Below are 21,976 nucleotides of genomic sequence, written 5' to 3' on the forward strand. Positions count from 1 at the left end.
TCGCCCTCGTAGAATAGAAGACGTTGTTTGTGGCCACGTCCAGATACAACAAACGTGCCTCAAGGCCCCGAGAGAACCGAGAACGAACATTGACGAAATGATCGACGCATTTCGCCTCGGCAAGCTCGACCTGGATTGCAGGCGCATAGCCCTTACCCAAAACAAGGAAGGAGGCGAGCGATACGAAGGCAAAGGCTACATTGGGCAGGATGCGGACGGCGTTGTGGTCTACAAGCTTTACGTGACCGATCACCAGATCGTGTAGCTACGTCCTCGTGCGTTGGATAGCGTGTGATGCGCCGGGCATTAGCCGACCCGGCACAGGCGGCATGGTCAATTCCGTGAGTACAATTTGTCGAGCCAACTGTACAAGGCCTCGACGTCGTCGAGGTACTTCGCGGTCGTTGCCAGCGTCTCATCGAACCGGCCGTCCAACGCGCCGCGCTGGTGATGGTGATAATCAACCACCGCCTGAACTCCCGCATGGATGTGGCGAATACCGGCTCTGGCGTCAGCGGCGATTGCCAGTTGTTTCGAGTCGAGGATCGAGCGGAGCTCGACGATCGACTTGACGAGATCGAACCGCGCTCGCGCTTCGATGAGCACCTCTGCGCAAAATTCAGCAACTTCTGCTCGAGCGTTGTCTGTGCTGCTGGAGATATGCTTCATTTCCGAAACCGTGTGCTTCATGTGCTCTCTTTCCCCGTACGGCCGCCCATTGTCGTTGTGTTCGACATCAAAGTTGCGCCGCTGTGCATGGATGACCTTCTTGCACGCTTCGCGCGGCTCGAGGTCTACCGATCGTTCCGGATTGCGCATGTCCGGGATCAGCCGGCCGTACGGCATGGCGACCAGTTCGAGGACGCGTGCGTGGGCATCGTCAACGACTCGCGCGGTAATGGCGAGGACAAGCAATATGCGTGAGATCCCGTCCTCTCCGCATTCCTGCGGCTTGAAAAGGGGATCGTGCAACTCCTGAGTGTGGACCCCTGCTGCACCGATCAGATCCGCGAAACCTCTGCTCGCCAGGAAGATCAACATGAGTCGATGAGGGTCGCGTCCACATTCGGTACATGTGCACCGGGCACCGGTTCGTCAGGGGGATGAATTCCGCCATGCCTGTGCTCTGGTCACTTTGCGTCGTAATGGGCGAGCGCAAGTTTGCGCCCGGTCGCGCCGGCGGCTGTCGGGAGGAAGGCGCAACCACATACGATCGCGATGAATTTCGTATCATGACTCAGTGCGAGTGTGTTCAAGATAATCGCCAACGCACCTGCGATCGTGGACACAACGCCCATGCATTCGATCCGGAATTTGATGAGGTTCTTTTGCTTCGTCTTCCCTTCACTTTCGTTCAGGCGAGCCATCGCAATCGTGTAGCCGATCCAGATCGCCGAGAGCCCATAAACGACAGAAACAATAACAATCCACGTGAGTGGAGCCGAGCTCAGGGGCGTCAGGTTGAACAACACCGCGAGAATGAGCGCAGCGATGAAGACCAGGTTCAGACTCGCCAGCAAATAAAACGCGAGTGGTCCCTTTGCGCTCACCGGCACTTTCTCAATCGCATTCTCGGGGAGCTTTTTCCGCAGGCCAATTGCCCAACAGCCAAGGATAAAGATTCCGATTCCAGCAGCTACGTATTCGATGTGCATAATCTCAGATATATCGGATTGGCGAGGTGACCGGCGCAGGCATCAGTTCCGGCCAAGAGACAAAATGGATACGCCAAGGGCCTAGTACTTGAGTACCTGGCGTCGATGGGCAGTCGCGAGCAAGGCGTTGTCGCTTGTCGCGGCGCCAAGGGATGCGGCCACATTACCGGCCACTGCCGCAACGGCCGCCCCCTGAGACAACCCTCTGCCTTATGACGCGACGAGGAAGGCTTTTGCAGCTACAACTACGGCTGTGACGGCAGCTGCTGTGGCCGCCCCGGCATTCCACCTGCTAGCGCGCTTCATTTGCTCGTTCAGTGCTGCGTCCATATCAAACCCAAAGGTAAAATTAACGCGCGCTGAGGCAAGCCACAGTGCCGCGGAAATCACCGCGAGGATTGCGGATGCACTGTCGAAGTACATCCCCGATTCTTTGCTCAACGATTGGTAAAGTTGCATTCCTGATAATTTCCCGTTTGCCTTATCGCTTTCGACCTGTCCGAACGTGGTCGCGTTACCAATTGCCCGATTGCGTCGGCCGGTAGGCCCCGCTTTCCGGCTTACTTGCCCAGCACTGCGGAGCCTTCGCACAGGCTCTCGACCATCGTCTTGAGATCTACGGCCGACACGTTCTGCCCGAGTCCTAGACGGTGCCGCTTTTCTGTGCGAGAACCCGCCCGTTCACGATACCGACAGCGACATGCCGATCGCAGATCAGCAATTCGCGTTCAACACGTCCGCATGACCCTTCTTTATCGGCAGCTGTTTGAAAAACTGTATATCCAAAAAGAGGATCAGTAAAAGTCTATTCAGATTGCATAAGTCTTGCAGGTTGGTGGCGTGACCGATCTTCTGTTGCGACATGTCCAAACATGGCGCCATGTAGTCAATATCAGCGCGCCCTAAGAGAATCCGGTCCATCTCACGATGGATGCTTGTTGGTTAACCGAGCCGGCACGGCAAAACGTCCGCCATTTACGCTAGTATCCGCTCTTCAGACCAGCCAGATTTCCGGGGAAGAGCGATGACCAGGGCCGTGATCGAAAGCGTTATCAATGAATTTCTGGACAGCAAACGGCCCGAGGTTCTCGCGATCAGCGGCAAGTGGGGTGTTGGGAAAACGTATGCCCTTCAGGAGATGGTCAAGGCATATAAGGGTGAGAATGCTCTCGCCTGGTATTCGTACGTTTCCGCGTTCGGTGCAAAGTCAATCGGCGACCTTCGTTCGATGATTCTGGTCAAGACAAGACCGTTTCCCGTCAAGAAAGGAAGAGTGGGCGACGCTGTCGAGGAAGCGGAAGCGCTCTTCAAGAAGGGGCGCGGGGGGGCAATCTACAACGCAATAATGGGGTTGCTGGAGAAAGTCCCGTACGGCGGGAAGCACGTAACGGTTCTTCTCGAGACAGTCGCAACGTCGCTGATCCGGAAGACCATCGTTTGTATCGACGACATCGAGCGCCTTGGCTCAGGCATCACCATGGACGAACTGATGGGTCTCGTCGCCGAACTGAAGGTCGAGTCGCAGTGCAAGGTCATTCTGCTATTCAACGAAGAGCAACTAGGCGACCGGGCGGAACAGTACGTAAAAGCCAGCGAAAAGGTCGTAGACAAGAAGCTGGCGTTCGTGACGACCTATGGCGAAGCCACCGACCTTGGTTTGCCGGCTGATACCCCGCTACGGTACTACGTGATTCCGTGCATCAGGAAGCTCAATATCAGCAATATTCGAACCATTCAGAAGATCGCGAATGGGCTGCGGATTGTCCATGGTGAAATCGGGAACCGTTCCGACTCGGTCAATCAGCAGGCTGCAACTGCGGTCGCGGTATTTGCCGGAGCCTTGTATGAGGGAGGCACCGGCTTTCCGAGCCCTGAACAGGTGACCCGCTATAACTGGCATTCAGCCGCCGTCGGCGTGGGTAAGGATAATATCGACCAGTCGTGGCGCGACAAGCTGCATGCGTGCGGATTCACGGCATGTGACGAGTTCGACACAGAAGTGTTGTCTGTGTTGAAGAACGGCTACGCGCACGGCTCGGAACTTGCAAGGCACGCCCGGGCGCTGGACGAGGTTGTCGACCGGGCAAAGCTGGAACGCATCTTCGACGAAGCGTGGAACAAGTTTCACAATAGAATCGACGGTACAGCAGAGGATCTGGTGCTGGATTTCGTCAGCGCTGTCGAGGTCGCAGCGAGAGTGATATCGCCGCGCAATCTGAACAGCACGGTCAAGCTACTACGTGAGCTCGGCTTCAGCGCCGAGGCCGATCAGGTGATTGACAAGTACGTGGAACTGAATGCAGGCCACACCGGCCTCTTCAGGATTGACGCTTCTCACATTAGCAGGGATGTGGACGACGAGAAGCTGCGGCAGCGATTCGCCGAGGTCATCGCGGACGCAGAAGGCCCACTCGATCTGGCGACCGCGGCGAGGCTCCTGGTGGAGGACCGGAATTGGGACGACAGAACGGTGGCGACACTGGCGAATGCATCGGCTGATGACTTCGTCGCCCTGTTCAAGGAAAGCCAGGGTGAGGGGCTGCACACACTAATCAAGTGTCTCTATAGCGCAGCGCACTATCGGGGACCGGCAACCTTGCCCATTGCCGTCAGGGTGACCGCCGCGCTAGACGAGATCGCGAAAACGTCAACGCTCAACGAGATTCGCGTAAAACGGTTGCGAAATCTGGAGAGGAACGCCTGAGGTGTAGTTTCGCCTGGAAGGGTGTACCGGCAGCCTATCGCTGAAACACTACCGAGGTGCGAACGCAGCAAAGCCTCATGACCCTTTACGCGTCTGATGCCAAGCACGCCTAGCTTCGCCGCGCAAGCTCAAACGGAAGACCAAGGTGAGAGCAAAATGCTATGCGGTGAAAGTCCATCTATCAGTCAGCCGAATGCGATGTTTGCCAGAAAGGCTCCGCCTTTTTCTTGCCGGGCATGAACGTACCGCTCGCTATACTTCGTAACTTGCTTACATTTCGCCTTTACTTCCAATACACCATGGAACCCATCTATCTGACAGCGTTTGTTGGCTTTGCGGGAGCAGTCTCTACACTCCTGGGGGTTTCCATCACCAGCCGCACCCAGATAGCAAACCAGAAGATCAACAACCACTTCCAAATCGAGCTTACAAGAGGGAAAGCACGACACGATGCCTTGACGGCGGCCAACGAGTCGGCGGCGGCTCAGTTGGCCATCGCGCACAAACTCCTTAGCTACATCGGCAGAGAGTTCTCAGTGACCGGTCTTAACATCATGTGGACAGCGACAATGTCTGTGGATGACTTCAACGCGAAATACATGACCTTGTGCGAGAAGGCTGACGAGCTATTGATGATCGTCGATTTTCACGCACCCGAGGCTTCTGAGGTCTGCCGTGAGATATACGGCCAGATGAACATGTTTTGGGGAAGCTTCGGAAACGTTCTTCACCTCACTGCGTCTGGCAAAACTGTCGATCACAACACCCACTGTTTTCGCCAAGCGCACAATGCAGCCAGGGTAATTGGCGAGAAATCTGTCTTCGCAAAGAGCTCTTTGCGACGTAGCCATGAGTCTCGTTGCATCGCCGTTTAGACTTAGATCACATCAATCCTGCCGCCGGTTTCATAGGTGATACGTTCAAAGGCGCTGAGTGAAAATTCATCGCCCAGTTCTGCTCTGACCTGCTCTGAATCTCGGCGCGCCGCTTAAAGTCGGTTAGCCTCTGCTCTCGGGAAGGACGCGGCTGCTGTTGGGTGCCGACCGACTTCTTCAAATAGATTTAGTGCTGTATTCGTCTCGAAAAACTGAGTCTTGAGGCTGTCGAGAATGTCACGAATCTTCCGTTCTCAGTCTCGGTCTTTACACTTGAGCCACGTACCGGGCGTTGTCACTTCGAAGATGTACACGGCTTTCCTCGTAATGTCTAGCTGGAGGCTGGCAGACTATTCGCCACGATGCGGCAAGGCACACTTTGCTCGCCAACACACGGCCGCGAAGGAGCCCGCCGGGTGCTCGCTCATCTGCATGTTTATTTTTCACGTAAAAGGTCGGCAAGCGATGTCGAATTGCCGGGGACGCCTAGCAGCGAATTGGGAAACGGTGGTTGGGGCTTGAGCAGGTCGGCAAGGCTCAAGGGGGTGGTTCCGCCGTTAGATAAATCGCCCAGCAAACTCGGAATAAGAAGTGGTGCCACAGTCATCTGCGTACTGGGTGGCGGTGGTGAGAGCAGAGAACCTAACCCGAACTGCGGGTATTGCGATAGCGTTGGCAAGTTTAGCAAAGCGTTTGGGATCAGACTCGGCCTTCTGTCCCGGCTGACTTGCGCATGCAGCCACTGTTTCATCTCAATGTTCACGAGATCGCCCTGATAGTGATCGACACTCGCGTCCATAGCGAAGACACACTGCAGCAGGAATCGGTCACTTGGCCCGAGCTTTTGATAGACCTCAGACGACACCTGAATTGGGGCGCTGCCATCCCGGTTTCCCTGGTGGCAAAGGTTCGAGGCTTCGTTGACCACATCGCCCATCCAGACAACCTCGTTTATACTGGCGCCGTTGAATCCTGATTTGATCATCAGCGCACGCCCGTACGCGACCCCTATCCCACATCGGATCGGCACGTACCCCTTCTGCTCGAAGCGGTAATTCAAATGCTGGACCAGTGCGTTGAGCGCGCAGGCTGCGTTAAATGCTTCTTGCACGCCACTACCGGCCGACGTATCGAAGATGCCGCTTACGCAGTCGCCGGCGACATATATTTCCTTGCAGCACGTGTAGCTGTTCAGAACAGCACTGCACTCCGAAATATATGTTCGATAGATCTTTCCGAGCACCGGACGTGTATGCTTGTCGGGTAGCGAAGAGCTGCCGCGAATGTCGATAAAGACAGCGGCGCACTTCACGTAGAAGCCGTTGTCGAACGTCAGCCGGCTCCGCGCGGGGATCGCTTCAACTTCTTGATAGTTTCCCGCGGGCAAATCGAGGATGGCCCGAATCCGCCCATCGCTGTCGTTACTTGAATACTTACGCCAGTTCGATTCCATCGCTACCCCGCTACGCTGCTGGCGATACCGAGAATGGTCGCCATCATTGCAGCAAACCAAAAAAATCCAGCCCAGGAAACGTTGCAGTTTTTTGTGTGCGCCACGTGGCAGATCGCATGGTGCTGCTCAAGCGCTTCTCGCGCGAGATCGCTATCCGGCATCTGCAACACGTCTTCCGCGAATTGCGTGGCTCGGCTTGCCGGGTATTTGGCCGCAACGAAACCGTAGAACGTCACGGCTTCTACGGACGGCTTTGAGTTTGGCTCGCGCGTTGGGGGAGCTGAGCTGAGCCGGATGCGCGGCACCACAACTACCATCGCAAGGCACAATGAGATCAGCGAAAGGCCGGTTGCAAAGAAGCCGAGCCGGTGCGGCCACGGGGTGGAGGCTGCGGCAGTAGGCAGTTTTGTGGTCGTCCAGATGAAGCCGAGCAGGGCTGCGTTGATGGCCGCAATAAACCCCGCTTTCGCGTCGAGGGTCGTGACCCATTTGCGGGACACTTCCGCCATACCCTGATACAGCCTCAAGCGCTCCGCGTCATCCATGGCCGCAGGCTCCACAAAATGTGGATACATTATAGCCGCAATCCACAACATCTTGACGTGGTGGCTAGGTGCGCGAAGTGACCGTAGGTGATGGGCCGCGCCTAAACGCTGCGCTTGAAGTACTCGGCTAGCACCTATCATGAAGTCATTCCGCGCAATCCAGTGGCAGAGCGCATGAAGCCCACCTAGCGAGCGAAGTGCATGCGGCGCGCGTGACCAGACGAATTCAGTCGTTCGCGTGTCCCGGCGGCGCGGTCGGCGGCGGATCCTCCGCATGCCGCGTCCGCGGAGCCCCAATTTCTCAGCTTTGGCGCGCTATTCTTGCTCGGGCGCCTATCCGAGTTTGTAAATTCCCTGCAATGTCTTCTGCACTGACTTCTTGATTTCTGTTCGATACTTCGAATTCTCTTTCAGTGCTTCTATTTGCTTGGAATCCCACGAATTGCTCTTGCAATAATCCATCCAGTGCGCGGCACCACACATCGCCAGCTTAATTTTCCCGTCGTAATCGAATGGCTGCAAAAACTCCGGCGCTTTATTGCGGGCGGGATCAACTATCTGAATAGTAAGATTATCGTAGCGAGCCATGGCGTTTGAGAGCCTAAAATTTACGTGCCTATCACCGAATCCGTACCCGATAATAGTCAATTGATCTATCTGGCGCAGAACGTCATCGAACACTTTCAGTTTTTCTTCGCCGGCCTTTTCGTTTACTGTGGTGCTATATTTTTTTCCGCCAGTCAGCATTGATTTGCAGATTATGTCGAGTTCCCCCTTCGAATTTGTTACGGCTCGATCCCGACCAGACGGGACGCGCCTATTCTGAACGTAATACCCCATTCGTTCTACCTTTCGAAATGTCTCCATCAGGTCGAACGACGAACGTACAGTCAGAAGCGGATTGCAGATCATGCTGCCATCCTTGTATTCCAACTCAGTAAGGCTGCCGTGGAGTTTGACAAGATTGACACCGAGTCGTCCCTTGAAAAATCCCTCGCTGCCGATCTTGTAGTCTTTCCTTTGCGCGTAACTTAGCGGGACCACATTGTGCATCTCAATGTTGCTAACAGGGAAATCGATTCTTTCCATGTCACCATAAGTTACGGGTATTTTAAGGTCGATCGAAAGAAACTCAAAAAACAAGTCGTGATTTAGCGAGAAAACCCAAGTCTCATTATCTGAGAGTAAATTAGATAGCTTCGAAAACCACTCCAAATTCTTTGCATATAGTATCTCATATGATGCGGCTTGATAAACGGAAAGTATGGTATGTATGATTTCGTAAAAAACGCCAAATACGAAATGATGTGAATCTTTATCTGTCTGAGGTTTCCCAGGCTGACCAGCTAGATCTTGGATTTTTGCCAACAGCTCTTCATAGTTCCCGCCTTTTTTGTCTTTATATCCGAGTAGCAGGTCGAAACTCTCGGCGATTGCTGCCTTATTTATTGGCCTGTCGGCTGAGTAGGGCTGGAAATTTCCTAACCCGGCGACTAAACGAGCCGTGTTCCGCTTGTCAAACAAGCCTAGAAAAACCTCCGTCAATTCGTACGCCGTTGGCATTCCTAGGTCGTAGGAAAATCCTGCCCCGAGCAATAGTCCTTTTTTCATGGCGCCTCAGAATTGCTTTAGATGGCTAACTTTGCCCGATGGCGTGGGCTTCGCGTGTTTGGCCCGGGGCCGGCGCGCCTTAGCTTGTCTACAACGCCCAAAATGGTGGGCGCGCTACACAGAACATACGGACCCGGTCACCCGCCCCACCCGCATCAGAATTCGATGGCGTTGTACCCGATGCTGTATCCGCTCACGTCCATACCGGACACGTCCCACCCAAGGAAGCCGACGGGCCACCTCGCGGGATCTCCATCGGTCGGCGTAATCAGGGGAAGAATCCGGAAGTCGCCTTGCCTACATTCACCATACTGTATATGACCGCCGACATCCTTTTTCCATTCCTCGCCGAGCATTGCTTTCAGGGTCTTGATGGGATCGTGGAATCCCTTCTCCTGTCTGCGCTTCTCACTATCGGCGAGGAACGTGCTTGCACCGCTTCCAATTAGATGCAGATCGCCAGGGCCCAGGGGCAGAGGCGTTATTCTCACTTCCAGCAGCCCGGTTTCCGTCCACGGCTGTATCTTGTACGCCGCGTATTCGGCGCGTACCGGGCAGAAGCCAAAAATTAGTCCAGTGAAGTAGTAACTGCTGATTTCATCGCATACCCCGAGCGTTTCGGACATCTCCCGGATGTAACGGTCCGCCACTTCTCTGAACAGCTCGGCCACGGATTCAACGGAGACAGGCCCCGATCCGCTAGGCGGCGAGCACAGGTTCTGCGCGCAGGCCGACGCCAAGGCAAAAGTGCTCAACGCCGGCAAAGCGGTACCCGCGTACGCGAAGCCGAAGGTATAGCTGCGACTCACGGGCCATGCCATCGCGAGGGCGGCCTGCTCTTCGCGGCAGACAACCGGAAGCGGGAAAATTTTTGGTCCGCTGTCCGTTGTCCTCACGGTATGTTCATCCTTTCCGCGAGAGAACCGTGAGTCCGCCGCGCACATGAGTTTTTTCGAGTGGCCGCTATACCAGAGTGCTACAACCGTCATTTTCTCTCCCGAGGTTAAGGGCGATCTGCGTTCATGTCGACGCCGGAATCAGGTGTTGCAAAGCCGTGACCCTTGCGCCGCGGGCCTTGCTCCCCGTATAACAATTTTAGAAGCGTCACCGTTGCGCCATCAATCGTGTCTACATGAACGCCCCCCGAACGGCGAACTCCCGATGCCGGCCATGCAATTACCTAAGGCCCACCCGTCGCACCGCGCCCCGTGGCCGGTGCTGGTGCGACCACGCCGTCAGAGCGAACATCGCAGTCCGCTAGGACAAATCCCTTCACCGAAAAACTGGGCGGCCGAGGACGTGGAATGCGAGCTTTGGCGCGGCCCAGCCGAACGGCAACGACATCAGAATGATGACGGCCTGTGTCGCCACACCGCTGATATCAACTCCCATAGCTCTCATAGACAGAGCCCCACCGAGGATGCCTAAGGCCATGCCGCCCAGGGAGAGGTAGATATAGAGGCCTACGAGGCGGAAGTTTTCGCTGCGCATATACATTTCCAATCGGTGAGCTGGCAAAGATCCACGCCTAGGACCGCGCGCGCGCCTGCCAGCACGACGGCTCGCACGTCCGCGGCACGGTCGGCAACGCCGCCTCAAGCCCCCTGCATGTACTCATTGACGGAGGTAACGTACCGCGCATCCTCAGAGCAGGTTAACGGCAGACGCGACCTTCCTCTGCAGGTCTGGTTTCGAGCGCGCTATAGACAAGTATCTGACGCGTGGCCACGTGAGGATCGCCCTTCAACGAGGCATTCGGCTGCTACGCGCAGGGCGTTGATCCCCACACCGCGGTGCTGCCAGTAGGATGGGAAGGTCGCCTGACGCAGGTCGAGACGGCCGCGACGGGTAGTGGCATTGGCTACTCCATCGACGTGCACGATCTCGCGCTGTCCAAATACGTGGCGGACCGCCCCAAGGACCGCGCCTTCAACCAGGAGCTGATCCGCCACGGCATGGTGGATCTGGTGAAGCTCAGGAACCGCGTCGATCTGCTGCCGGTCGGGGACGAGCGCAAGACACTGATCCTGTCGGCGATCGACCGCGACGAAAAGGCAGTGGCGGAGCAACCAGCGCCGCAACCCACAGCGGCGCGCGCGCTTCAAGCCCTAACCGGCAAACCGGCGCGCTTGCCGCCCACTTCTCCATTTACTCCGATTTCGGCGAGCTGTATTAAACGCCATGCCGCTAATACGAGTTAGCGGCATTGAGGAGGTTTGCAAACTGCGAGTAAAGCGGAATCTGTTACGGCGTATGCCCCTCGATATAGAGATTCAGCCCAAAGCGTCGGCCTTCGAGTTCCTCGGCCAGACGCTCGATGCCGGTCGCTGTCTCGTCCAGGACGTCTGTTGAGAATGGAGGGTAGAGGCTGGCAACAATGGGTGCAATGGCGTCCCCCGGTTTCGCAAGCGACTTCTTGAGTTCGTCACAGTCCTGCCTCAAGAAGAAATCGCTGCGCTCCTGAGCGAGCCGCCGCCGGATCGTCTCCGTCGACCGTTCCAGTCGCCGGGCCTCTGTTCGCAAGAGCTTCCAACGCCGCTCGAATTCCCCTACCTTCGCCGGCCTGACATTGTCCGGCGATGGTCTGTTCAGCAACGTCACGTACTCGCGAATGTGCTGCGCCATCGTGCGCAAGGCGCCAGCGATTGCGCTCACGTCCGCGCTCATATTGCGAAGCCGCCTGTCGATCCGTCTGCGTCTGGCCGCATCGTATCCTTCGGCACCAAGGACAACGAGATGCTTGACGCCGTCCCCGATCCTGCCGATCGCATCCCCAAACGCGCTGACCGCCTTCGCAAGGTCCTTGAAGATATTGATTTCCATCGTGGCCTCCTCGTTCTTGCTCTTCTCCAGATGCGGATCCCGAGATCCGCGTCCCTCCACGAACGATAGGACGGGGGCGCGCGGCGTCAAGGAAATGAGGGGGTTTTGCCGGTGCGTCCGATGTCACCGCGCTGCGTGTTGCGAACATGAAAGCCGACACGACACGTTCGATCGCACGCCTGGCCAGACGTTAGCCGCGGGAATCGAGGGCGAGCACACAGCCAGCATGCTGGGGCGTTCCGCGAACGTAGCCGTAGAGGTCACACTTTCGCTTGAGCGCGTCAATGTAAGTCACCGTGCCGGCCTTGACCGACGCGGCCTCACTGGATCGGGACCACGCCACAGGCACCATCACACACAGGATCCCGACGATGGCGATGAGGCAGCCCGCCCAGAAGGCCGTGTGCTCGAGGTGGGTGCAGGTCAGGCCGTTGATGCGCCAGCGCTCGCAGCGCCTGGCGCGCCACGGGCCGAGCCGTGCATTGGAGAACGCTTCGAAGGTCCGGTAATACGGGATGCTGCTGGCGACCAGCCCACCGAAGACGCCCGCGACCGTAAACGCCAGCACGCTGCCAATCGCACAGGGCAGCAGGTCGCGGTAGGAGGCCGCCCAGTCCCGGTTGCCAAAGACGCCGATGATCGCGCCGATCAGGGTGGTGTACATCCCGATGTGGAACTTGGTGTAGTCGAAAAGCTGCTTGAGGCGATCATCCATCTCATCCATGGTGGCTCTCCTGTGCGGGTCGGGTCGCTGGACGGCGATGTGTGGCACGGCTGTCGATACAACTTTAGTTGAGCCTTAGACAGTTTATGTTGTGTAGGCGATTGGAGTTGACCCTGCAATCCCGGACACAGCTTCACACTAAGGTTGCTGAGTCCATCGAGCGCCGGAACTCGCGAGGCGAGCGGTATTTCAGCGCGCTATGGGGATGCTTCTCGTTGTAATGCTCGAACGCAATGGCCAGGTTGCGTGCAGCGGTCGCTGCATCCGGCTTCGGCATGAAGGCGACGTAGTCGCGCTTCATCGTTTTCACGAAGCTCTCAGCCATGCCGTTACTTTGCGGGCTACACACCGGCGTGGTCAATGGCTTCAGACCGATGGCCACTGCGAACCGACGTGTGTCGTCGGCCGTGTAGCCCGAACCATTGTCGCTCAGCCACTCGATTTCGGACGGCGTATGCAGCTCGTTGCCAAACCGGTTTTCCACTGCAGCCAGCATTACGTCGCGCACGATGTCGCCGCTGTGGCCTGCTGTCGTGGCCGCCCAACTCATCGCTTCACGGTCGCAGCAGTCCAGCGCAAACGTCACGCGCAATGGTTCGCCGTTGTCGCAGCGAAACTCGAAGCCGTCGGAGCACCATCGCTGATTGCTGCGCGCTACGGCCACCTTGCCGTCGTGCCGGCGTTGCGGCCTAGGTGGTATCGGTCGGCGCTGCATCAGTAGCCCGTGCGTGCGCATGACGCGATAGACGCGCTTTGCATTGAACGGCAGCAGCCCAAGCGCAACGCGTTCGTTGCGCAACGTGCCCCAGACCCGGCGATACCCATAGCTGGGCAAATCGCCGACGACGCGCCGAATTTCCTCGACCACGCTCGCATCGTCGGTCTGTCTCGATTGACGTCTATCCCGCCATGTAGCCGGACGCGACAGTCGTGCCGATACGTTCGAGCGCGACACGCCGAGAACTTCACAAACCAGCTTCACTGGTCGTCCTCCGGCAGCAAGGGCGAGTGCGCTATCCATTTTTTTTTGCCCGACCATACTCGACTGCTTCGCGAAGAATCTCGTTCTCCATGGTCTTCTTGCCGAGCATCCGTTGCAGTTCGCGAATCTGCTTGAGCGCATCGGCCAATTCCGACGCCGCAACAACTTCTTCGCCGGCCTTGACCGCTGACAGGCTCCCGTCCTGGTACAGCTTGCGCCAGTGGAACAGCTGGTTCGGGTTCACGCCATGTTGGCGCGCAACCATCGAAACCGACTTCCCCGGCTCGAAGCTCTCTCGCACCATCGCCAGCTTTTGTTCCGCCGTCCAGCGCCGCCGACGCTCCGGGCCCGTCAACACTTCCATCACTTCCTGCCTGGTGTTAGTCAAAAACACAGTCTTATGCCTACCCGTTAGTTTAAGCGGGAGACTGTGTCCGGAGATTCAGGGGGCTGCTCCAGCGATGGCAGCCGCCCTCGCCCGCTCTGGCGGCGGTCTTCTTTGGTGATAATGTTTATTATCAGCAAAGAATTATTCGGCAGGAACCGCCTCTTCCCGTAAATCCGCGGCTTGTTCACGGCCCTCGCCGGCGCGGAACCGGCCCAGCAGTAACGCCAGAGGCATAAATCCAGATTCACAAGGTTCAAGCCGCAGGTGCGATGCGGTCGCCCTCCGTTTGGTCCCCTTGCAATGCTATGAATCACGCGTCCCTACCGGCTATAGCCACGTGCGACCGGCTCAGATCGACCCAAAGCAGTCAAGCAGCGCAATCTCGGCACAACGGCTGCTTCCGGAGTCAAACGGCCGTCCGTGCCAGCACGCATCAGAGCACCTCGGCCAGATTCGACTCTCAACTGGGGTGGGGATTCCGGTTGGATGTTCTTCGAATATCGAGGTGTTTCGGTCTTTGGCGAGGGATGTGAGCAGCAGTCGGTATCGTCGCGGTGTACTTTAGGTTTGGATGGGCGGCCCGCCGCCTTTGGTGCCTGCGGCCAAACCGTGATCGCGCCGGCGATTCGAGATTGGCCGAGTTGTGAATTCGACCGAATCCTTGATGATTTCGCCCAATCCACGAGCGAACTCGGGGTAGTGAGACTCGATATACCCCGCCACGGAACTGTTGTCCAGGAGGGTTACGACGTACGCTGCCGACACTGCTAGATGTAAATGCTCGATGCCGTACTGTTCGTCCGTTTCAGCAACATTGGCCTGAAGAGTCGCCAGTTCACGCTCGAGTTTGGCGAGTTGCATCGCCAGTTCTGTTTGTGACTTCTCGGCCTGTGCCTCTGATGCGAGTTGGTCGTGCGGCGTCGCTGCCAGAATCGCAGTCGCGAAGGCTGACGTGAAATTTCCCTGCCCACACATCAGTTCGGCTGCCTCCATCTGCCGCAGTGGCTTCATCTGCTTCAGAGTAGAAAACGTTGTGGCAGGGCAGTTCTTGTCCGCAAGTAGGGTCGCTGCTTCGCTGCAGATGCCTTCCAGCAGATTCGCGCGTCGACGCACCGTGTTCACGTCAATACCGAGCGCGGTGGCGATTCGTTCACTCTCGACACCCCTCGCAATTGCTTTCGCGATCATGCGCGCGTCTTGGGCCGGTGTGAGCTTGTTGACGTGCTTGTTATATGTGTAGGCCTCGTCGTCGGTAGCAATCAAGCAAGTGGCGTCGGTCCTCGAAAGTCGGCGAAGAGCTTCGACACGCAGTCGGCCATCCAGAATGCGGTAGGTGCTGGAATCAACGGCGTCGCGGGTGACAATCACCGGCTCGATCAACCCGACGGTGGCCACGGACGCCAGTATTTGAAGAAATTTTTTTGTTGATAGTGCGTTGTGGGGAAGAGGACGCGTTGACCGGAGTGCGCTGATCTGAATGACGACCGGCTGACTCTCGAACCCATATTTGGGAGCTAGCTTGTCCATGACAATTTCTCTCCGCTGACACGCTGCTCCAGCACACGGGGCAGCGTCGTAAGTCCTTCGCGGGTCAGCAATGTTACGAACCCGTCATCCTTCATCATTTCACGCATGGCCTGGACAATGAATGCGAGTCGCGCGTGAGTAAGCGCGATTTTCTTCGCGAGCATTTTGTGTCGAGCGCTCTCACGCAGGTACATGCGGCGCAATGCCTCCGGGCTCATCGACCGACCAGCGGATTTGCCCTTCGCTCCGTGCGTATGAACCGCTCGCTCCCCTTTGAGACGACGATGGTCTAGCAGTCGGCGCACAATAGCTAGCTGCTTGCCTTTAAGCGATCCATCGGAGTAAGCGTCCATCAGCGCCGCCTGTACCTCCTTGTCGTCGGATCGCGCAATACTGATCGCAATCGCGATGGGGATCGTGCCACTGTCGACCGCGTTGAGAAGTCGTTCTTCGCCGCGCTCCATCAGGAACAGGAGGCTCTCAACGTAGGCGATATGCAACCCGACCTTCGTCGCGATTTCATTGTCCTTGTAGCCCTGGTTCCGAAGATCCAGGATGTCGTGAAGAAGTTCCTTCGTAGAGTGGTTCCTTCGTGCTACGTTCTCGACTAGGCTCATAAGGAGGCAGTCTGCCTCGTTCCGCTCCACGACTTGGGCCGGTATTGTTGAATAGCCCAGAGATCGCACTGCTTCGAGCCGCCCCTGGCCACACACAAGTTCATAGCTGACGCTGCCGCCGCTTGTTCGGCAACTCACCGTGATGGGCTTTTTCAATCCGACTGTCGCGATATTTTCGACGATAGCATCCTGATGGCGTTTGCTGCGACTTCGGGGATTCAGTATGCGGATTTTGTCAACCGGCACCATCTCAATCGTTCGGGGAGTCTTGGTGTCCATGGCAGTCCTCCAGGCGGCTGCGGGCCGTCAGTTCGAGCAGTATTCTTTCGTCGGAGTACCGAAAAACGTCGAGATGGCTATCATCAGGACGCCCCAGTGTCATTGCCACCTCGCGTCCGGGAGGCAGACTCCCGCGCGGAAAGACAAAGAGGTCGATTGGCGACGAAAAGGCTGAGTCCATGCGAGAAACGACCAACAGGTCGGGTTGCGAGCACAGTGGCCACCGGACGCGCCAGCGAGGATTTCGGCAGTCGTAGTAGCGCACCAGGCGGACTACGAACCGAACCTGCAACTCACGCTCGACCGTGATCGAGTCGTGCCCGGCTGACACGGAGAGGACGCGCCCTGCCGCGCGGAGCGCTTCGGCAACGCGGTCCACACAGGCATGCAAAGCCTGGCGTGTAGCGCGAAAGGTCTCAGGTGACATTCCGTGACACCGTGCCGCGTAACCTACGCGCTCGTAGGCGTTAAGGACGCTTCCAAACCGACGCTTGTAGGTTTGACCCGCGGGCAGTGCGCGTGCCAGATCGATCTCGCGTTGGTTTATGCTTTTGCGTGACTGCGCGAACCTTCTCAGTCTGTCAAGCAGTTCTTCATCGCTTAAGAAACGCGTGCGGGCTCGCCGTATCGCCGACGCGGCATCGAACGTCTCGCTGCCGACGATCGGACTGAATGCATTCGGTGTCCGGACCCACTCTGATTCCGGGTTGCTTTGCCACGGACCCGTAAGCTTGCTTGATTTTCGACCGTAGAGATTGGTTCCAGCATATTTCTCATTGCGCAGCAGGCTACCGACCATCTGCGGATTCCATGGCAGGCCGCGACCGTTGCGAAGTCCGAAAGCGTTGAGTCTGGCGGCAATCCGGCACGGTCCGACGCGTCCTCGGACATACCAGTCGAAGATCCTTTGAACCAGGGCAACCTCTCCGGCGTCCCCGGGCGCGATGATGACGTGATCGGTCTGTAGGCTCTTGCGCTCGCCGTGAATAAGTGGCCCTTTGGGTTGTCTGGCGGAATCCACGAGGATCCGTTGCAATCCGTAGCCAGCCTCGGAGCCTTGCCAGAAGCCTAGTTCGGCTAGCCGGCATTGACCAGCAAAGACCTTTGCTGATAACTCCCTGCTGTATTCGCTCGCCATGGCTCGCTTTATCGTTTTTAGAAGAGCCGAGGCGGTCGAGCCGTCGTTTTCGAAGACCTCGCCACAATAAATAACGTCAACACCGGCTTGCCTGCACAAAAATTCATAGTGAGCGCTTTCGTCGGCGTCGAGAAAGCGTCCCCATCTGCTGACGTCGTAAACCAGAACCACGTTGAATTCACGCTCCGGACGATGCACATCCAAGAGTAGCCTCTGCAGGCCCGCACGGCCTCGTATCGAAAGGCCGCTCTTCCCGGCGTCTTCGTAGGTTGCCACGATTTCGATGTGGTGGAGAGCAGCGAATTCGGCGATCGCCCGTCTCTGGTTCTCTGTGGAATATTGCTGGTAATCAGTGGACATGCGTATGTACTGTGCGGCACGTACGCATTGGGAGACAACGGGCGGCAGCGTGTTGTTCACCAGACCCTTCCCGATAGATGCTGGTGCCTTAGTCATAGTTCGCCTGCTGTCAAAATCAAGGATTGAATGATGGTCACGAAGAATTCACGTCACTTTACGCGGTGGTCCTTGCTGGATATCCTCCGGCACCGCGTTATTCTTGGTCGGACATTCGAGAACAAACCTGTACGTTGGTTTGAAAACTCCAGTCTGGCCTCGTGACACCGGTGTGGCCACAATGCTGCACTACGAGTCCGTCTGGTCGCCGCCCGGGGGCGAGCGGCCAGTTCCCGAGAGGTGCCTCATGAGCGAAGCACGTACGTGTGTGATTTGCGGCCAGATATTCGTGCCGCGCGCACAATGTCCGAACCAGAAATGCTGCTCCAGGCGGTCTTGCCAGCGCACGAGAAAGGCTCAATGGCAAAGGCAGAAAATCAAATCCGATCCTGATTATCGAGAGAACAAGCAGCGCGCGCAGACCCGCTGGCGTGAATCGCACCCGGATTACTGGCGAACGTACCGAGAAGACCATCAGGCATACGTGTCGAAAAATCGCGAGTTGCAACGAATACGTAACAGTCAGCCAGGGAAAGTTGCAAAGATGGACGTGTCAGCCTTCGGAGAGCACTTGCGTTCGGGCCTCTATGTGCTCGCGCACACGACGCGCGACGATGTTGCAAAGATTGGCGCGTGGATTGTCCACCTGACGGTCATTGCTGAGCTCGCGAATTAGCGATTCGGAATTGCAAAGATACGACCTGTCACCGTCGTGATCTTCACCTGTTATCGTAGTGCGGCCGACTGCTGGCTCACGCTTCCTCAAGCCAAACAATTGCCGTAACGGCAGGTATCGGAACATTCTTCCGGAACAACTGTAGCTCTACTAACAAGCTCCTTTCGGGAGTTTCCCATGTCGGTTGAACTAGACGCTGAGCCGCATCAAGGCCGTGAGAATTTGGTCCCAGCCGTGGAGTACGTGCGCATGTCGACAGAGCATCAGCAATACTCAACGAGCAACCAGCAGGACAGAATTCGAGAATATGCTGCCAGGCGCGGGCTTACCATCGTCAAGACCTATGCAGACGAGGGGAAGAGCGGGCTGAGGATCGACGGGAGGGCCGCTCTGCAGCGTCTGATCTTTGACGTCGAAAGTGGTCACGCCGACTTTAAGGTCATCCTTGTCTATGACGTCAGCAGATGGGGCCGATTCCAGGATGCGGATGAAAGCGCGTATTACGAGTATGTCTGCCGTCGCGCGGGAATTCATGTTTCCTATTGCGCAGAGCAATTTGAAAACGATGGTTCACCAGTTTCGACGATTGTAAAAGGCGTGAAGCGCGCAATGGCCGGCGAGTACAGCCGTGAGCTATCGACAAAGGTGTTCGCTGGACAATGCAGGCTAATCGAGTTGGGATTCCGTCAAGGCGGCCCTGCTGGATACGGATTGCGTCGAATTCTCGTGGGGCAGGACGGTCTGATGAAGGCCGAACTGGAACGAGGACAACACAAGAGCCTCCAGACCGAGAGGGTCGTTTTGATGCCGGGCCCGGAGGATGAGGTTCGCATAGTCAATCTGATCTATAGGTGGTTTGTCGAAGAGTCGAGAAATGAGCAGGAAATTGCGTCACGCTTGAACGCAATGAAGGTTAGAACCGATCTCGATCGCGAGTGGAGTCGCTGTACTGTCCACGAGATCCTCACGAACGAGAAATACATTGGGAACAACGTATACAACCGCACTTCATTCAAGCTGAAGGTGCGCCGGGTTGTGAATCCATCGGATATGTGGATTCGAAAAGACAGCGCGTTTCCGTGCGTCGTTGCACGGGACGTCTTCTACACGGCTCAAGGAATATTGCGGGCACGCGCACGTCGATACACCGATGAGGACTTGATAGAACGTTTGCGCGCCCTGTACAAGTCCAAAGGGTTTCTTTCCGGTCTGGTCATAGACGAAGCCGAAGGGATGCCGTCCTCCTCCGTATACACGTACAGATTCGGGAGCCTGATTCGTGCGTATCAGGCTGTCGGCTTTACTCCCGATCGGGACTATCAGTACATTGAAATCAACCGCTTTTTGCGTCGACTTCATCCCGATATCGTGCGGCAGACTGAAACGAAAATCGCGGAGGTCGGCGGCGAGGTAACGCGAGACCTTGCTACAGATTTGCTAAGAGTTAACCACGAGTTCACGGTATCGCTTGTCCTTTCCCGGTGCCAGTTTAGCGCCGGCGGCAAGAATCGTTGGAAGGTTAGATTCGATGCAGGACTGCTTCCGGATATCACAGTAGCCGTGCGACTCAATGACGGCAACGACGCTCCGCTCGACTTTTACCTGCTTCCGAGACTGGACTTCGGGCAGACCGGCATCCGGCTCAGCGAATATAACCCGATTGAATTCGAGAGCTACCGGTTTGACTCGCTGGAGTACCTGTACAGAATGGCTGAACGCGTGCGCCTGCGGAGGGTTGCATGAATACGTCGAAGAGTGCCGGTGAAATCCGACTGATTCGCCTGGATAGGATCGAGGTTTTGAATCCACGCGAACGAGGAAGTCGGGTGTTTGAGGAGATTGTCCGTAACATCAAGACTATCGGACTTAAGAAGCCTATCTCTGTAACGCCGCGGATTGACGCGAGTGGCGCTGAGAAATACCTGCTGATTTGCGGAGAAGGACGTTTGAAAGCGTATCAGGCATTGGGCGAGGAGGAGATTCCCGCACTGGTGGTTGATGTGCCCGATGAAGACGCTTTCATCATGAGCCTCGCAGAAAACATCGCGCGGAGGCAACATCATCCCCTTGAGTTGCTATCAGGAATCCGTCAACTTCTGGATAGGGGGTATACGATCAGGTCGATCGCCGAAAAGACAGGCCTGAATCATTGCTACGTGCAGCAAATATGCAACCTGTTACGTATGGGCGAGGAGCGCCTCCTCATCGCAGTGGAGAGTGGCGGAATTCCGATTAATGTCGCAGTCACGATTGCGGGGGCAGGAGACGACGACAAGGCGGTGCAGGCCGCTCTTCAGGAAGCTTATGAGAGTGGCGCGCTACGCGGTCGCCAACTTACATTGGCAAGGCGGGTCATTGACAAGCGGCAGCGTTTAGGACGCGCGGCCGGACGCACAAGCACGACGAAGCATTCACACATCTCGACGACGACCGTCATACGAACGTACCAGGACGAGGTCAAACGGCAAACTGCGCTTGTACGGAAGGCAGAGTTTTCGCAACAAAAATTGCTGCTGGTGGTCGGCGCGTTGCGCCAGTTGCTTTGCGACGAGAACTTCGTCAATCTTCTGCGGGCCGAAGCGCTCACTACGATGCCAAAATATCTTGCCGAGCGCGTGTGGCCAAACGGGAGTCACGCATGACGGGGGTAACTCTTGGCTTCGTGCCGGAGCCTGTCGTCGTGGCAATCGACGATATCCTGCCGACACGAAAATTCCCGTCGAGCGTATTGAAGACGCGCAAGTTCCGGCAAATCATATCGTCGATCGCTGAAGTGGGGTTAATTGAGCCGCTGTCGGTAACAACGCGTGATGCAACGACGCAAAAGTACACGCTGCTCGATGGGCATCTGCGCTTGCTGGCCTTGCGTGAGCTAGGGCGTGGTGATGCTGCCTGCCTCGTCGCAACGGACGACGAGGCGTATACGTACAACAATCGTGTGAACCGCCTTGCGACAGTACAAGAGCACTACATGATTCGTAGGGCGATCGGTCGTGGCGTAACTCCGACGCGCCTGGCGAAAGCGTTGGGAGTGGATGTCAATCATCTGATCGCGCGGATCACCTTGCTGGACGGACTATGCCCGGAAGCTATCTCAATGCTAAAGGATCAGCAGTTCTCTCCCTCGCTTTCGAAAACTCTGCGGAAGATGAAGCCGACGCGCCAGGTAGAGTGTGTCGAACTGATGCTGGCAGCGAACTGCGTGACAGCGTCATATGCGAATGCGCTTCTGGTCGCGACCCCAGCGAACGCTCTCGTCGAAGGGAGGAAGCCGTCCAGGGTGGCGGGAATGACCCAGGAGCAAATCGCTAAAATGGAGCGGGAGATGTCGAACCTGCAAGCACAGTACAAGCTCGCCGAACAGAATTATGGGCAGGACGTTCTGAATCTTGTTCTGGCTCGCGGCTACCTCGGCAGGCTTCTTGAAAACGAGGCGGTCGCCAGTTACCTCAACGAGCACTATCCAGAGCTGCTCACGGAGCTTGAAGCGATCGTTGAAGTCGAATCAATCGAGCAGTAGGTA

General features: G+C 56.7%; 22 protein-coding genes. 8 read left to right on the top strand and 14 right to left on the bottom strand.

Translation table 11 applies throughout. The annotated features are described in order from the left end of the window. Positions 1–97 precede the first annotated feature (97 nt). Complete coding sequence (locus FAZ97_RS09195) at positions 98–265, top strand: hypothetical protein (RefSeq protein WP_158758167.1); 168 nt, start codon at positions 98–100, stop codon at positions 263–265. Positions 266–333: 68 nt separating this feature from the next. On the opposite strand, the gene FAZ97_RS35340 is transcribed toward FAZ97_RS09195, so the two are convergent. The 3 genes from FAZ97_RS35340 to FAZ97_RS09210 all read right to left on the bottom strand — a co-directional run bounded on the left by FAZ97_RS35340 (position 334) and on the right by FAZ97_RS09210 (position 2,114). Continuing rightward, positions 334–1,041, bottom strand: coding sequence for a hypothetical protein (locus FAZ97_RS35340; protein WP_233271558.1), 708 nt, complete (start codon positions 1,039–1,041; stop codon positions 334–336). 89 nt (positions 1,042–1,130) lie between these two features. Then, a complete protein-coding gene (locus FAZ97_RS09205; protein ID WP_158758168.1) occupies positions 1,131–1,655 on the bottom strand; it encodes a hypothetical protein in 525 nt (174 codons plus the stop codon). A gap of 210 nt (positions 1,656–1,865) precedes the next feature. After that, positions 1,866–2,114, bottom strand: a complete 249-nt coding sequence (locus FAZ97_RS09210) for a hypothetical protein (RefSeq protein WP_158758169.1) — start codon at positions 2,112–2,114, stop codon at positions 1,866–1,868. A 565-nt stretch (positions 2,115–2,679) separates the two neighbouring features. On the opposite strand from FAZ97_RS09210, the gene FAZ97_RS09215 reads away from it, so the two are divergent. Together FAZ97_RS09215 and FAZ97_RS09220 are read left to right on the top strand one after the other, a co-directional pair. Then, the gene (locus FAZ97_RS09215) at positions 2,680–4,359 is read left to right on the top strand and encodes a P-loop NTPase fold protein (RefSeq protein WP_158758170.1); all 1,680 of its coding nucleotides are present in this window, start codon (positions 2,680–2,682) and stop codon (positions 4,357–4,359) included. Positions 4,360–4,658: 299 nt separating this feature from the next. Further along, positions 4,659–5,234: a hypothetical protein gene (locus FAZ97_RS09220; RefSeq protein ID WP_158758171.1), complete on the top strand. Its 576-nt coding sequence runs from the start codon at positions 4,659–4,661 to the stop codon at positions 5,232–5,234. A gap of 436 nt (positions 5,235–5,670) precedes the next feature. Here FAZ97_RS09220 and FAZ97_RS09225 read toward each other — a convergent pair whose 3' ends face one another. The 5 genes from FAZ97_RS09225 to FAZ97_RS09245 all read right to left on the bottom strand — a co-directional run bounded on the left by FAZ97_RS09225 (position 5,671) and on the right by FAZ97_RS09245 (position 10,334). Then, positions 5,671–6,687, bottom strand: coding sequence for an adenylate/guanylate cyclase domain-containing protein (locus FAZ97_RS09225; protein WP_158758172.1), 1,017 nt, complete (start codon positions 6,685–6,687; stop codon positions 5,671–5,673). 2 nt (positions 6,688–6,689) lie between these two features. Further along, entirely contained in the window at positions 6,690–7,232 is a 543-nt protein-coding gene (locus tag FAZ97_RS35190) for a hypothetical protein (protein ID WP_199272048.1), read from the bottom strand. A gap of 333 nt (positions 7,233–7,565) precedes the next feature. Then, complete coding sequence (locus FAZ97_RS09235; protein WP_158758173.1) at positions 7,566–8,843, bottom strand: hypothetical protein; 1,278 nt, start codon at positions 8,841–8,843, stop codon at positions 7,566–7,568. Positions 8,844–8,998: 155 nt separating this feature from the next. Beyond that, positions 8,999–9,832 (bottom strand): hypothetical protein, encoded by an 834-nt coding sequence (locus FAZ97_RS09240; protein WP_158758174.1) that lies wholly within the window; start codon positions 9,830–9,832, stop codon positions 8,999–9,001. A 283-nt stretch (positions 9,833–10,115) separates the two neighbouring features. Then, entirely contained in the window at positions 10,116–10,334 is a 219-nt protein-coding gene (locus FAZ97_RS09245) for a hypothetical protein (RefSeq protein ID WP_158758175.1), read from the bottom strand. Positions 10,335–10,636: 302 nt separating this feature from the next. Between FAZ97_RS09245 and FAZ97_RS09250 the strand changes: the two genes are divergently transcribed. Continuing rightward, complete coding sequence (locus FAZ97_RS09250; protein ID WP_158758176.1) at positions 10,637–11,044, top strand: hypothetical protein; 408 nt, start codon at positions 10,637–10,639, stop codon at positions 11,042–11,044. Positions 11,045–11,087: 43 nt separating this feature from the next. Here the strand turns inward: FAZ97_RS09250 and FAZ97_RS09255 are convergent, their stop codons facing one another. The 6 genes from FAZ97_RS09255 to FAZ97_RS09280 all read right to left on the bottom strand — a co-directional run bounded on the left by FAZ97_RS09255 (position 11,088) and on the right by FAZ97_RS09280 (position 17,741). After that, the gene (locus tag FAZ97_RS09255) at positions 11,088–11,666 is read right to left on the bottom strand and encodes a hypothetical protein (protein WP_158758177.1); all 579 of its coding nucleotides are present in this window, start codon (positions 11,664–11,666) and stop codon (positions 11,088–11,090) included. A 190-nt stretch (positions 11,667–11,856) separates the two neighbouring features. After that, positions 11,857–12,390: a hypothetical protein gene (locus tag FAZ97_RS09260; RefSeq protein WP_158758178.1), complete on the bottom strand. Its 534-nt coding sequence runs from the start codon at positions 12,388–12,390 to the stop codon at positions 11,857–11,859. Positions 12,391–12,523: 133 nt separating this feature from the next. Beyond that, a protein-coding gene (locus FAZ97_RS09265; protein ID WP_158758179.1) for an IS3 family transposase occupies positions 12,524–13,736 on the bottom strand; the annotation gives its coding sequence in 2 pieces (ribosomal slippage) (positions 12,524–13,417 and positions 13,419–13,736; 1,212 coding nt in all). 585 nt (positions 13,737–14,321) lie between these two features. Beyond that, positions 14,322–15,287, bottom strand: coding sequence for a plasmid partitioning protein RepB C-terminal domain-containing protein (locus FAZ97_RS09270; protein ID WP_158758180.1), 966 nt, complete (start codon positions 15,285–15,287; stop codon positions 14,322–14,324). Then, positions 15,275–16,183, bottom strand: coding sequence for a ParB/RepB/Spo0J family partition protein (locus tag FAZ97_RS09275; RefSeq protein ID WP_158758181.1), 909 nt, complete (start codon positions 16,181–16,183; stop codon positions 15,275–15,277). Before FAZ97_RS09275 ends, FAZ97_RS09270 begins: the two co-directional genes overlap by 13 nt. Beyond that, positions 16,155–17,741: a recombinase family protein gene (locus FAZ97_RS09280; RefSeq protein ID WP_158758182.1), complete on the bottom strand. Its 1,587-nt coding sequence runs from the start codon at positions 17,739–17,741 to the stop codon at positions 16,155–16,157. The genes FAZ97_RS09275 and FAZ97_RS09280 overlap by 29 nt, the downstream gene beginning before the upstream one ends. Positions 17,742–18,024: 283 nt before the next feature. Between FAZ97_RS09280 and FAZ97_RS09285 the strand changes: the two genes are divergently transcribed. From FAZ97_RS09285 to FAZ97_RS09300, 4 genes are all read left to right on the top strand, one after another. Next, entirely contained in the window at positions 18,025–18,453 is a 429-nt protein-coding gene (locus FAZ97_RS09285) for a hypothetical protein (protein ID WP_158758183.1), read from the top strand. A 177-nt stretch (positions 18,454–18,630) separates the two neighbouring features. Then, the gene (locus FAZ97_RS09290) at positions 18,631–20,196 is read left to right on the top strand and encodes a recombinase family protein (protein WP_158758184.1); all 1,566 of its coding nucleotides are present in this window, start codon (positions 18,631–18,633) and stop codon (positions 20,194–20,196) included. Continuing rightward, positions 20,193–21,095 carry a ParB/RepB/Spo0J family partition protein gene (locus FAZ97_RS09295; RefSeq protein ID WP_158758185.1) on the top strand — a complete coding sequence of 301 codons (903 nt, stop codon included), beginning with the start codon at positions 20,193–20,195 and terminating at the stop codon, positions 21,093–21,095. The genes FAZ97_RS09290 and FAZ97_RS09295 overlap by 4 nt, the downstream gene beginning before the upstream one ends. Continuing rightward, on the top strand, positions 21,092–21,973 hold the full coding sequence (locus FAZ97_RS09300; RefSeq protein WP_158758186.1) for a plasmid partitioning protein RepB C-terminal domain-containing protein: 882 nt from the start codon (positions 21,092–21,094) through the stop codon (positions 21,971–21,973). The genes FAZ97_RS09295 and FAZ97_RS09300 overlap by 4 nt, the downstream gene beginning before the upstream one ends. The last annotated feature ends 3 nt before the right edge of the window (positions 21,974–21,976 follow it).

Source organism: Paraburkholderia acidiphila (genome assembly GCF_009789655.1).
GTDB lineage: Bacteria > Pseudomonadota > Gammaproteobacteria > Burkholderiales > Burkholderiaceae > Paraburkholderia > Paraburkholderia acidiphila.